Here is a 13,150-nt window from a genome sequence, read left to right as displayed (position 1 = left end):
GAGGTGAAGAAAATGTCAGGAGAAGTTCTCTCCCAAAATGAAATAGACGCACTGCTTTCCGCCATTTCCACGGGTGAGGCGGATGCGGAAGAGCTGAAAAAGGAAGTTAAAGAGAAAAAAGTAAAGGTATATGATTTTAAACGGGCTCTCAGATTCTCGAAAGATCAGATACGCAGTTTAACCCGGATACATGATAACTTTGCGAGGCTTCTCACAACACACTTTTCCGCCAAGCTCAGAACGTATATTCATATATCCGTCAGCTCAGTTGACCAGGTGCCGTATGAAGAATTTATCCGTTCCATACCGAACATGACGATTTTAAATTTATTCGATGTTCATCCGATGGAAGGCAGAATCATGATGGAGGTTAATCCCACCATCGCATACGCAATGCTGGACCGCGTCATGGGAGGCATCGGCATCACTCATAACAAAGCTGACAGCCTTACGGAAATTGAAACGAATATTATTTCTAACTTATTTGAAAATGCACTGGGCAACTACAAAGAAGCTTGGCAATCGATTGCTGATATTGACCCTGAAATGACTGAATTTGAAGTGAATCCTCAGTTTGTACAGATGGTTTCCCCAAATGAAACAGTCGTTGTCATTTCTCTCAATACACAGATAGGTGAAATCAGCGGTGTCATTAATCTTTGTATTCCCCATGTCGTACTTGAGCCGATTATCCCTAAGCTTTCCGTACATTATTGGATGCAATCAGACCGGAATGAAGCGAAGCCCGAAGAAACGAAGCTGCTTGAAAAGCGCATCATGACGGCTCAAATTCCCGTTGTGGCTCTCTTGGGCGCTTCTGAACTGACAATAGAAGAATTTTTAAGTTTGGAAGTCGGGGACTGTATAACTCTGGACAAATCAGTGACTGATCCTCTTACTGTATTGGTCGGAAACAAACCGAAGTTTTTAGGGCAGGCCGGCCGGGTGAATCGAAGACAGGCAGTGCAAATTTTAGATCACGACATAAGAGGTGAACAAGATGAACAATAGATTATCTCAAGATGAAATCGATGCTCTTCTTAACGGCACAAGCAGTCAGTCAGAGGATACAGAACAGCCTCAAGGGGCGAACTTGTCTGAACTTGAGCGCGATGCGATCGGAGAAATCGGGAATATTTCGTTCGGCAGCTCGGCTACGGCGCTGTCCACTCTTTTAAATCAAAAAGTGGACATTACGACGCCGAGTGTGACCGTCATTTCAAAAAGCAAAATCAGTGATGAATTTCCTCATCCGTATGTTGCCATTGAAGTGAACTACACAGAAGGCTTTGACGGCAGCAATTTGCTCGTCGTCGAACAAAGCGACGCGGCCATCATCGCGGATTTGATGATCGGCGGAGACGGCCGGGGCGCCGATCCGTCACTCGGTGAAATCCACCTGAGCGCCGTGCAGGAAGCAATGAATCAAATGATGGGCTCGGCTGCTACGTCAATGTCGACCGTATTCAGTAAAAAGATTGACATTTCTCCGCCAAGGGTTGAACTTCTGGATGTGACGGAAGAAAAAGGGACCGACAGAATACCTGAGGATGACCTGCTCGTAAAAGTGTCATTCCGTCTGAAAGTCGGTGAATTAATCGATTCGAGCATCATGCAGCTTTATCCGATTACGTTTGCGAAAGATCTAATCGCAGAACTGATGACTGCAGACCAGCATGAGTCAGAGGCCGCAGAAACCGTCTCAGAACCACAGGAAACATACGAAACGCCGCAGCCGGAACCTGCCATGCAGCCGGAGCCGCAGGCAAAACCTGAGCTTCCGAAGAGACAGGGAACCGCAAAAAAAGCTGCGCCTGTTCAAGTCGCTCCGGTAGAATTCCAGGCGTTTGATCATAACGAAGCGGCGCAAGGATCAAGGAATAACCTTGATATGCTGATGGATATTCCGCTTTCCGTTACGGTTGAGCTCGGCAGAACGAAGAGAAGCGTCAAAGAAATCCTTGAACTTTCTGCGGGAAGCATTATTGAGCTTGACAAGCTGGCTGGTGAACCTGTTGACATCCTGGTCAACCAGCGGATCGTGGCAAAGGGCGAGGTCGTTGTCATAGAAGAAAACTTCGGCGTGAGAGTCACTGATATTTTAAGTCAGGCAGACCGCCTTAACAATTTAAAATAAGCGAACATAGAGGAGAGAAACAGATTATGGCACACAGAATTTTAATTGTAGACGATGCAGCATTTATGAGAATGATGATCAAGGATATTTTAGTGAAGAACGGTTTTGACGTTGTAGCTGAAGCTTCAGACGGAGCGCAGGCAGTCGAAAAATTCAAAGAGCATTCCCCCGACCTAGTGACAATGGATATTACAATGCCTGAAATGGACGGGATTACAGCTCTAAAGGAAATTAAACAGATCGATCCGCAGGCGAAAATCATCATGTGTTCAGCTATGGGCCAGCAGTCAATGGTTATTGACGCCATTCAAGCCGGCGCAAAAGACTTTATCGTGAAACCATTCCAAGCGGACCGCGTGCTTGAAGCCATTAATAAAACATTAAGCTAAAGGGTGTACGACTGTTGAAAAAGAGTCATGGTTTACTAGCTTTGATTTGTTGTTTCGTTTTACTCAATGTACATCCGTTCCCTGCTTTTGCGGCGGAGTCTGACAATTCCACCGTCAACGAATGGTTTGACAAACAATCAACAAACAAAACAGAGAAAAAAAGCGATACATCGAAACAAACGGCTGATCAAGAGATAGGGGATGCTTCTGCATCTTCTGTCTCCGCTTTTGATTTTGTAAAGATGATCGGGGCGTTATTATTCGTCATTCTGCTGATCTATGGATTTGTCAAACTGATGAATAGAAGAAACCGTCTGCTGAAGCCGTTTCAATATGTAGAAAATATCGGCGGAACGTCAGTCGGCCAAAACCGTTCCGTGCAGCTGATTAAAGTGGGAAACAGCGTTCTCGTAGTCGGTGTGGGCGAAACGATACAGCTTTTAAAAGAAATTGAAGATGAAAAAGAGCGCGAGGCGATTCTGAGCCAATACGAAGAGTCGATGTCTTCAAAAGTGGAATGGACCAAGCTCGTAAATCCGCGTAAGGATGGAGAAAAAAAGCCGCAAACGATGCTTCCGTCGTTTTCAAAAGCGCTGAAAGAACAGCTGAACGAGCTGAAACAAAGCCGTTCTGAAGGAAAGAAGAAAGGCCCTTATCATCATGAATGAATTCGTTAATCTTTTTAATTCAAGCAGTCCGACCGAAGTCAGCTCCACTGTTAAATTACTGCTGCTTTTGACTGTCTTTTCAGTAGCGCCGGGGATTCTGATTTTGATGACCTGCTTTACGAGAATCGTCATCGTTCTGTCTTTTGTGAGAACCTCACTGGCGACGCAGAACATGCCTCCGAACCAGGTTTTAATCGGCCTTGCGCTGTTCTTGACGTTTTTTATTATGGCGCCGACTTTTTCAGAGATTAATAAGGAAGCCTTAACGCCGCTGATGGACAACAAAATCAGTCTCGATGAAGCATATACAAAAGCCGAGAAGCCGATTAAAGAGTATATGAGCAAGCATACAAGACAGAAGGATCTGGCGCTGTTTATGAACTATGCCAAAATGAAAAAACCTGAATCGATTCAGGATATTCCTTTGACGACGATGGTCCCCGCTTATGCGATATCAGAACTCAAAACCGCTTTTCAAATGGGCTTTATGATTTTTATTCCGTTTTTAATTATCGATATGGTCGTGGCGAGCGTCTTAATGTCAATGGGAATGATGATGCTTCCGCCGGTTATGATCTCTCTGCCCTTTAAAATATTGCTTTTCGTTTTGGTCGATGGATGGTATTTAATCGTGAAATCTTTGCTTGACAGCTTTTAGGGTAGGTGCTAATTGTGAGTTCAGAATTTGTAATTTCCATGGCGGAAAAAGCCGTATATGTAACACTAATGATCAGCGGGCCGCTGCTTGCGATCGCGCTGATCGTCGGTTTGCTCGTCAGTATCTTTCAAGCGACAACTCAAATCCAGGAACAGACGCTTGCGTTCATTCCGAAAATCGTGGCGGTGATGCTTGGACTGATCTTTTTCGGTCCTTGGATGCTGTCGACGATTCTTTCGTTCACAACTGATCTGTTCTCTCATCTGAACCGATTTGCAGGGTAGAATCAAATGAATTCCATCATTGATTTATTTCCCGCTTTTTTATTGGTCTTTATCAGAATCTCTGCTTTTTTTGTAACGGTGCCGGTGTTCGGACATCGGAATCTGCCGGCGGTTCACCGGATCGGCTTTGCTTTTTTTCTTTCGGTGATCTGCTTCAGCACGCTGAAACATGCGCCGGAAATAGAAATAGGGGAACAGTATATGCTGCTTGTCATAAAAGAGGCCGTTGTGGGCTTGAGCCTCGGGCTGATTGCTTTCATGATGATGACAGCCATTCAGATAGCGGGTTCCTTTATTGATTTTCAGATGGGCTTTTCCATCGCCAATGTTATTGATCCGCAATCAGGAACGCAAAGCCCGCTGATCGGACAATTCGTTTATACGCTGGCGCTGTTATTTATGCTCAGCGTAAACGCCCATTATCTTTTATTGGACGGGATTTATTACAGCTTTCAGTATATCCCGCTTGATCAGGCATTTCCGTCGTTTGGAAATGATCACTTTGGACTTTTTATCGCAAAAAGCTTCAATGCCATGTTCATTATCGCTTTTCAAATGTCTGCGCCGGTTGTGGCCAGTCTGTTTTTAGTTGATTTGGCGCTCGGTATTGTGGCGAGAACGGTGCCGCAGCTGAATGTTTTCGTTGTCGGGCTTCCTCTGAAAATAGCCGTGAGCTTTATTATGCTGATCGTTTGTATGGCGGTGATGTTTGTCGTCGTCCGCAACATCTTCAGCCTTACCGTTGAAACCATGCGGAATCTATTGGCATTGGTCGGTGTGACATGATGAGACTCAGACTGAATCTGCAATTCTTTGCCGGTGAAAAAACGGAGAAAGCCACTCCGAAAAAACGGAAGGATACAAGAAAGAAAGGACAGGTCGCGAAAAGTACGGATGTGAATACAGCCGTTTCTTTACTGATTATCTTTCTTTCGCTGATCGCGCTCGGTCCTTATATGCGGGACAGGCTGCTGTCCTTTATTAAAACGTTTTATACGAAATCGATATCATTACATCTGTCAGCATCTTCCGTGCATGAACTGTTCGTCGATACGGTGAAAGATATCAGCCTCATCCTCGCGCCGATTATGCTGGTCGCGCTTGTGGCAGGTGTCGTGAGCAATTATATGCAGGTGGGTTTTCTGTTTTCTGCGGAAGTCCTCAAGCCTGACTTGAATAAGCTCAGCCCGCTGAAAGGATTTAAGCGGATTTACAGCATGAGGGCGATTGTTGAACTGGTCAAATCCATTTTGAAGATTACTGTGGTCGGTTTTGCCGCCTTTATGGTGCTCTGGCTGCATTATGGCGATATTCTCCGCCTTCCGCTTTTAACGCCTGCGGAAGTGCTCACTTTCGTTTCTAAGCTCACGCTTTGGATGGGGCTTGCGGGATCAGGGGCTCTAATGCTGCTGGCCGGGCTTGATTACTTATATCAGCGTTTTGACTATGAGAAAAATATCAGAATGTCAAAGCAGGATATAAAAGATGAATACAAAAAATCGGAGGGTGATCCGATTATCAAGTCTAAAATTAAGCAGAAGCAGCGGGAAATGGCGATGAGGCGGATGATGCAGGAAGTGCCGAAAGCGGATGTCATCATTACCAACCCGACCCATTATGCGATTGCTTTAAAATATGATGAAAAGAAAATGGACGCCCCTTACATTGTTGCCAAAGGGGTCGACCATCTCGCATTAAAAATCAGGCAGATCGCCAAAGAACACGATGTCATGACGATTGAAAACAGGCCGCTCGCGCGTGCGTTATATGATCAGGTTGACATTGACCAGGCTGTGCCGGAAGAGTTTTTCAAAGTCATTGCGGAAATTTTGGCTTATGTATATAAAACGAAACAAAAAGTATAGTGAATTTCAGATTCAAAAGGAGAGAAAAACAGCATGTCAACAAGAGATTTATCGGTTTTAATAAGTGTTGTCCTCATTGTGGCAATGCTGGTGATTCCATTCCCTCCATGGTTGTTAAGTATTTTGATCATCATTAATATCTCTCTTGCGTTGATCGTGCTTCTCACCACAATGAATATGCAAGAACCGCTGCAATTCTCGATATTCCCGTCATTGCTGCTGTTATTGACGCTGTTTCGGCTTGCGCTCAATGTGTCGACGACACGTTCGATTCTTTCTCACGGAGAAGGGGGAAAGGTAGTTGAGACATTCGGGAATTTCGTTGTCGGCGGAAATGTGCTGGTAGGGCTTGTTGTTTTCATTATCTTGATTATTATTCAGTTTATCGTCATTACAAAAGGCGCCGAGCGGGTATCGGAAGTGGCGGCGAGATTTACGCTCGATGCGATGCCCGGAAAGCAAATGAGTATTGACGCGGATTTAAATGCCGGCATGATTACGGAGCAGGATGCAAAGCACAGACGTGAAAAAGTCGCCCGGGAAGCGGATTTTTACGGCGCCATGGACGGTGCGAGCAAATTCGTCAAAGGGGATGCCATCGCAGGGATCATCATCGTGATGATCAATATTATTTTCGGAATCGTAATCGGCATGCTGCAGCAGGGGATGAGCATACAAGAAGCTGCGTCTCACTTTACAATGCTGACGGTCGGTGACGGTATCGTTTCTCAAATGCCGGCCTTGCTCATTTCAACGGCTACGGGGATTGTCGTGACGAGAGCGGCATCTGAAGGAAACCTCGGTCACGATATTACAGGCCAGCTGTTTGCTTATCCGAAGCTCTTGTATGTAGCCGCGGGAACTGTACTTTTGCTCGGTCTGCTTACACCGATCGGCATTCTGCTGACGGGGCCGATCGCCGGTCTGCTTGCATTCGGCGCTTATATGCTGTCCAAAGCGGATAAGCCGAGCGAAGAAGAGGAAGAAATTCTTGAAGAAGAGGCTCAGGCGGATGAACTGAAAAGCTCGGAAAGCGTTGTGCAGCTTTTACATATTGATCCGATTGAATTTGAGTTCGGATACGGACTCGTGCCGCTTGCAGACGCGGGGCAGGGCGGTGATCTTCTTGACCGCATCGTCATGATCAGACGTCAGCTTGCGCTTGAATTGGGACTTGTCATTCCGGTTGTGCGCATCAGGGATAATATCGCGCTCCAGCCGAATGAATACAGATTGAAAATTAAAGGCAATGAAGTCGCTAAAGGAGAGCTCCTGCTAGATCATTACTTAGCGATGTCACCGACGCCTGAAGATGACGTCATTGAAGGCATTGAAACGATTGAACCGTCGTTCGGACTTCCCGCAAAATGGATCAGCGAAGCTGCAAAAGATGAAGCGGACATGCTGGGGTATACAGTTGTTGATCCGGCGTCAGTCGTATCTACGCATATTACAGAAAAAATTAAGCAGCATGCTCATGAACTGGTCGGCAGACAGGAAACAAAGCAGCTGATCGATCATCTGAAGGAAAATTATCCTGTGCTTGTTGAGGAAGTCACGCCAAACCCTCTTTCTGTCGGCGATATTCAAAAGGTGCTTGCCAAATTGCTGAGAGAAAAAGTTTCAATCAGAAACTTGGTGACCATTTTTGAAACTCTTGCCGATTACGGAAGATTAACGACAGATTCAGACCTTTTGACAGAATACGCGAGACAGTCGCTTGCCAAACAAATCACGGCACAATATGCGAGAGAGCATGAAACGCTGAAGGTCATCACATGCTCAGGACGGGTGGAAAAAGCGATTGCAGACGGGGTTCAGCAGACTGAACAGGGCAATTACCTGTCACTCGATCCTGAGGTTTCAGACAGCATCATCCGTTCTGTCGCTAAAGAGGCCGAGCAGCTTTCCATCCGTCAGGAGTCAGCGATTCTTCTTTGCTCGCCTGCTGTCAGAATGTATGTAAAACAGCTGTTAGAACGGTATTTCCCTGATCTTCCGGTTCTTTCTTATAATGAGCTGGAAGCAAATGTTGAAGTACAGAGCATTGGAGTGGTGGATATTTAATGAAAATAAAAAAATTTACAGCCGCTTCAATGCAGGATGCCGCGAAGCAAATCAAAAAGGAACTCGGCAATGATGCCGTTATTTTACATTCCAAACAAGTAAAGAAACGAAAATGGCTGGGGCTGCGGTCGCAGCAGGCCGTCGAAGTGATAGCGGTTTTAGATCGTGACGTCAGGGAAGCGAGAAAAACGCCGCCGGCTGCCGCTGGAGAAATGAAAAAGACGGAAACGGCGGAGAAAGCTGAGCCTGTTCAGCCGCCGCTTCTTCCGGATCAAAGTATTTCCGGCGAACTGGCGCATTTTAAAGAAGTGCTCCCTGAACCATTAAAAAAAGCCGAGAGACTATTGAAGCAAGCCGGGCTTCCTGATCATACGCAAAACGCCGTACTCAGTGAATTGCTCAGTTCTTCAATTGTTTCCGGAGATTTAACTGAAGATAATGTCAGCTCAAAACTGCAGGATTTGTTAGTGAAAAAACTCCCTTCGGCAGACAGGTGGCAGGAAGGGATTCAATCAAAATACGTCGTGCTTTTCGGTTCAACCGGGGCCGGCAAAACGACTACACTTGCGAAACTCGCGGCCTCATCAATGCTGACAGAGCATAAAAAAATTGCCTTTATGACGACGGATACTTACCGGATTGCCGCGGTCGAGCAGCTGAAGACATATGCGGAGCTGCTTCAGGCTCCTCTTGAAGTATGCTATTCAAAGGAAGAATGTCTGAAGGCACTGGAAAAATTCGCTGAATACGACCATGTTTTCATTGATACAGCCGGCAGAAACTTTAAAGAAGAGCAGTATATTACGGAATTACAAGAGATGATTCCGTTTGAATCAGGATTACAATCCTTTCTCGTATTATCGGCATCTGCAAAATATGAAGATATGAAACAGGTGCTGAAACAGTTTTCCGGTGTGCCGGTCAATCAATTCATTTTCACGAAAACGGATGAAACCGCCACACTCGGCTCCGTGTTTCAAGTGCTGTCGGAATCAAGAATCGGCGCCGCCTATTTGACAAATGGACAGGATGTGCCTGAAGACATCCTATCGGCTTCACCAAAAGAGTTTGTAAGGATGCTTTTGGCATGAAACCCGATCAGGCAGAGTCATTAAGAAGGAAAATGAGAGAGCGGCAAATGATCAAGCCGGAGCTTTATGAGAAAAAAGCGAAGACATTAGCCGTCATCAGCGGTAAAGGCGGCGTCGGAAAATCTAATTTAACATTAAACATGGCAGTTGCCCTGCAGGAAAAAGGAAAAAAAGCACTCATCATTGATCTTGACATCGGAATGGGCAACATTGATGTGCTGATCGGCGCTGCTTCTTCCCGCACCATTATTGATGTGATGGAGAATCGGCATGCATTGGCTCAATCACTTTCCTCCGGTCCGAAAGGCCTTCGCTACATATCCGGAGGAACGGGGCTTGAGGCGATCTATCAAGCAGACAGAGAGAAGTGGTCGGCTTTTATGAATGGTCTTTCCGCTGTATTAAGCGATTTTGATTACGTTCTGTTTGATATGGGAGCGGGACTTTCAAAAGAACAGCTGCCGTTTATTTTATCGGCGGAAGACATTCTCGCCGTGACAACGCCTGAGCCGACGGCCATTATGGATGCCTACAGCGCGATCAAACATCTTTTGCTCGCGGATGAACGGCTGACCGTAAACATTGCTGTCAATCGCGCCCGCGCCCAAAAACAGGCGCTGGACACGTACAACCGCCTTTCTCATGCGATTCACACGTTTTTAGGCGCGGAGGTGCGTTTCGCCGGCTCCATACCCGATGATCCGCTAGTAAGTCAAGCCGTCATTGACCAGGTGCCTTTTTTAATAAAAAGTCCTCAAGCAAAAGCCAGCAGGTCCGTCCGTCTTCTGACGGATGTCTTGTTTCAAACGGAAGAAAACAAACCAAGAGAAGAGAAACCGGCATTTATTGAGAGATTATCTTCTTTTTTATTGAGGAGGACTTTACAGTGATTCGTGTGCTTGTCGTTGATGACTCAGCTTTTATGAGAAAGATGATTACCGATTTTCTGGCTGCGGAAGTGCAGATAGAAGTCATCGGGACAGCCAGAAACGGGGAAGAGGCGCTGAAGAAAATAGAGCTTCTCAAACCGGATGTTGTCACGCTTGATATTGAAATGCCGGTCATGAACGGAACGGATACATTACGGAAGATCATCAGCATATATAAACTTCCCGTCATCATGGTATCGAGCCAGACACAGCAAGGGAAGGACCGAACGATCAACTGCCTGGAAATGGGCGCTTTTGATTTTATCACCAAGCCTTCCGGATCGATTTCACTTGATCTTTATAAAATTAAAGAGCAGCTGATTGAGAGAGTGATTGCAGCCGGGCTGTCCCGCGCCCAAAAACCTGAGGCGGCAGTGAAAGAGCCTTCTATCCCGGAACGTCCGGCTTTGGCGGGATTTGAAAGACCGAAAGCAAAATCCGCCAAGCAGGCCGTATTCATCGCGACCTCTACAGGCGGACCGCGTGCCCTGCAAAAGGTGATTCCGAAACTGCCGAAGGATTTAAAGGCGCCTGTATTTGTCGTTCAGCACATGCCTGAAGGCTTCACCGCTTCACTTGCAGACAGACTCAACCATTTGTCAGATATTCAGGTCAAAGAAGCGGAAAACGGTGAAGAAGCGAAAGACGGATGGGTGTACATCGCGCCCGGCGGAAAAAATATGACGGTTGCAGAGGAAGGCGGAAGGCTCCGCATCATTCTTGACGTTCATGATACGGAAAGCCGGCATAAACCGTCAGCCGATTATTTGTTTCGGTCGGCAAGCCGCTTATCCGATTACGAAAAGGTAGCCGTCATTATGACAGGCATGGGCAGCGACGGAACCGAAGGCGTAAAAGAAATGCTCAGAACAGGCGGCGTTAAAACGATTGCGGAATCGGACGAATCCTGTGTTGTGTTCGGAATGCCGAAGTCAGCGATAAAGGCGGGCCTTATTCATGAGATTAAACATGTGGAAGATATCGCGGCATCCATCACCGGATGTGTGAAAAAAGAGAGGGTGTGAATCAATTGGATATGAATCAATATTTAGATGTCTTTATTGATGAAAGTAAAGAGCACTTACAGACATGTAACGAAAAGCTGCTGCTGTTGGAAAAAGATCCGGCAGACCTTCAGCTTGTGCATGACATCTTCAGAGCTGCCCATACGCTGAAAGGCATGAGCGCAACGATGGGATATACAGATCTGGCGCATTTAACCCACCTGATGGAAAATGTGCTGGACGCCATCCGCAACGGAGAAATGCCCGTTACATCGGATTGGCTGGACGTGCTGTTTGAAGCGCTTGATCATCTTGAAGAGATGGTGCAGTCCATTATTGACGGAGGAGACGGCAAACGTGATATTTCTGAAGTAAGTGCTAAGCTCGACGTAAATGCGGTGCATGAGACTGCGGCTTCAGCCGAAACAGCAGAACCGCCGGCTTCAAAACAACAGACTTCAACTGAATGGAATTATGATGAGTTCGAACGGACTGTTATTGAAGAGGCGGAAGAGCAGGGATTCAGCCGCTATGAAATAACGGTTTCCCTGAATGAAAGCTGCATGCTCAAAGCCGTGCGCGTGTACATGATATTTGAAAAGCTGAATGAAGCCGGGGAAGTCGCAAAAACGATACCCGCCGCGGAAGTACTTGAGACGGAAGATTTCGGAACGGATTTTCAGGTGTGTTTCTTGACAAAGCAGCCTGCTGAAGAAATTAAAGAACTCATCAGCGGCATTTCAGAAGTGGAGAAAGTCGAAATTTCTGCCGGTGCGCCGTTAAAAACGGCCGAAAAACCGCAAGCGGCTGAACCGGTGAAGGAAACTCCGGTTAAAAAGGCTGAAAAAACGCCGAAGCCGCAAGCGAAAACGGAAGAACAGCCGAAGCATCACAGCGGCTCGAAAACGATTCGTGTCAACATTGAAAGACTGGATTCTTCAATGAATCTTTTTGAAGAACTTGTCATTGACCGCGGACGTCTTGAGCAGATCGCCAAAGAGCTTGACCACAATGAGCTGACTGAAACCGTTGAACGCCTGACCAGAATTTCGGGCGACCTTCAGTCTATTATTCTTAATATGCGGATGGTGCCGGTAGAAACCGTCTTTAACCGTTTCCCGAGAATGATCCGCCAGCTTCAAAAGGAATTAAACAAGAAAATCGAATTGTCCATCATCGGAGCTGAAACGGAGCTGGACCGCACGGTGATTGATGAAATCGGCGATCCGCTTGTGCATTTAATCAGAAACAGCATCGATCACGGCATTGAATCGCCTGAAGTGCGGGTGAATAAAGGAAAACCGGAATCGGGTCATGTCGTGCTTAAGGCATATCACAGCGGCAATCATGTCTTTATTGAGGTTGAAGATGACGGGGCCGGCCTGAACAGAAAGAAAATTCTTGAAAAAGCGCTCGAGCGGAGTGTAATCACCGAACGTGATGCTGAAACGCTTGAAGATAATGAGATTTACGAGCTTATTTTTGCTCCTGGCTTCTCGACTGCCGATCAAATTTCTGACATTTCAGGGCGGGGCGTCGGCCTGGATGTCGTAAAAAATAAACTCGAATCACTCGGCGGCTCTGTCAGTGTCAAATCCGCGGAAGGTCAAGGTTCTCTTTTCAGTATCCAGCTTCCGCTGACACTTTCAATTATATCCGTTCTTCTCATTAAACTGGAAGAAGAGACGTTTGCGATACCGATTTCTTCTATTATAGAGACGGCTGTTATTGATAAGAAAGATATCCTGCAGACGCATGACAGAGAAGTGATTGATTTCAGAGGCCAAATCGTTCCGATTGTCTATCTGAAAAAAGAATTCGGCATTACGGATTCAAAACAGGATGCCGATCAGTTCCATGTAATCGTCGTGAAAAAGGGCGATAAATCCACTGCTTTTGTCGTGGACTCTTTTATCGGACAGCAGGAAGTCGTACTGAAATCACTCGGCGACTATTTGACGAACGTCTTTGCGATTTCCGGCGCTACGATTCTCGGAAACGGAGAAGTGGCGCTGATTATTGATTGCAATGCGCTGATCTACTAAAACGACACGAGGA

At 46.3% G+C, this 13,150-nt stretch carries 13 protein-coding genes; all 13 read left to right on the top strand.

Annotated features, from left to right (window positions below; all coding sequences use genetic code 11):
* Positions 1 to 12 precede the first annotated feature (12 nt).
* Genes fliM through cheA form a run of 13 tightly spaced genes read left to right on the top strand, consistent with a single transcriptional unit; the run spans position 13 to position 13,137 of the window.
* On the top strand, positions 13 to 1,011 hold the full coding sequence (fliM, locus tag ACWJJ5_RS06150) for a flagellar motor switch protein FliM (RefSeq protein WP_003154240.1): 999 nt from the start codon (positions 13 to 15) through the stop codon (positions 1,009 to 1,011).
* On the top strand, positions 1,001 to 2,137 hold the full coding sequence (gene fliY / locus ACWJJ5_RS06145) for a flagellar motor switch phosphatase FliY (RefSeq protein WP_070081822.1): 1,137 nt from the start codon (positions 1,001 to 1,003) through the stop codon (positions 2,135 to 2,137). The genes fliM and fliY overlap by 11 nt, the downstream gene beginning before the upstream one ends.
* 26 nt (positions 2,138 to 2,163) lie before the next feature.
* Positions 2,164 to 2,526: a chemotaxis protein CheY gene (cheY, locus tag ACWJJ5_RS06140; protein WP_003154238.1), complete on the top strand. Its 363-nt coding sequence runs from the start codon at positions 2,164 to 2,166 to the stop codon at positions 2,524 to 2,526.
* A 14-nt stretch (positions 2,527 to 2,540) separates the two neighbouring features.
* The gene (gene fliZ, locus ACWJJ5_RS06135; RefSeq protein WP_003154237.1) at positions 2,541 to 3,194 is read left to right on the top strand and encodes a flagella biosynthesis regulatory protein FliZ; all 654 of its coding nucleotides are present in this window, start codon (positions 2,541 to 2,543) and stop codon (positions 3,192 to 3,194) included.
* Entirely contained in the window at positions 3,187 to 3,852 is a 666-nt protein-coding gene (fliP, locus tag ACWJJ5_RS06130) for a flagellar type III secretion system pore protein FliP (protein WP_003154235.1), read from the top strand. The genes fliZ and fliP overlap by 8 nt, the downstream gene beginning before the upstream one ends.
* 14 nt (positions 3,853 to 3,866) lie before the next feature.
* Positions 3,867 to 4,136, top strand: coding sequence for a flagellar biosynthesis protein FliQ (gene fliQ / locus ACWJJ5_RS06125; protein ID WP_003154234.1), 270 nt, complete (start codon positions 3,867 to 3,869; stop codon positions 4,134 to 4,136).
* Positions 4,137 to 4,142: 6 nt separating this feature from the next.
* Entirely contained in the window at positions 4,143 to 4,922 is a 780-nt protein-coding gene (gene fliR / locus ACWJJ5_RS06120; RefSeq protein ID WP_003154233.1) for a flagellar biosynthetic protein FliR, read from the top strand.
* The gene (gene flhB / locus ACWJJ5_RS06115; protein ID WP_003154232.1) at positions 4,922 to 6,001 is read left to right on the top strand and encodes a flagellar biosynthesis protein FlhB; all 1,080 of its coding nucleotides are present in this window, start codon (positions 4,922 to 4,924) and stop codon (positions 5,999 to 6,001) included. Before fliR ends, flhB begins: the two co-directional genes overlap by 1 nt.
* Before the next feature lie 33 nt (positions 6,002 to 6,034).
* Complete coding sequence (gene flhA, locus ACWJJ5_RS06110) at positions 6,035 to 8,068, top strand: flagellar biosynthesis protein FlhA (protein ID WP_454022290.1); 2,034 nt, start codon at positions 6,035 to 6,037, stop codon at positions 8,066 to 8,068.
* Entirely contained in the window at positions 8,068 to 9,159 is a 1,092-nt protein-coding gene (gene flhF / locus ACWJJ5_RS06105; protein ID WP_454022289.1) for a flagellar biosynthesis protein FlhF, read from the top strand. The genes flhA and flhF overlap by 1 nt, the downstream gene beginning before the upstream one ends.
* Entirely contained in the window at positions 9,156 to 10,049 is an 894-nt protein-coding gene (locus ACWJJ5_RS06100; RefSeq protein WP_020955825.1) for a MinD/ParA family protein, read from the top strand. Before flhF ends, ACWJJ5_RS06100 begins: the two co-directional genes overlap by 4 nt.
* Positions 10,046 to 11,113, top strand: a complete 1,068-nt coding sequence (locus tag ACWJJ5_RS06095) for a protein-glutamate methylesterase/protein-glutamine glutaminase (protein ID WP_017417783.1) — start codon at positions 10,046 to 10,048, stop codon at positions 11,111 to 11,113. The genes ACWJJ5_RS06100 and ACWJJ5_RS06095 overlap by 4 nt, the downstream gene beginning before the upstream one ends.
* A gap of 5 nt (positions 11,114 to 11,118) precedes the next feature.
* Complete coding sequence (gene cheA, locus ACWJJ5_RS06090) at positions 11,119 to 13,137, top strand: chemotaxis protein CheA (RefSeq protein WP_017417784.1); 2,019 nt, start codon at positions 11,119 to 11,121, stop codon at positions 13,135 to 13,137.
* Positions 13,138 to 13,150: the final 13 nt, after the last annotated feature.

The organism is Bacillus sp. JK74 (assembly GCF_053663395.1).
This window is presented reverse-complemented; position numbering and strand designations above follow the sequence as displayed.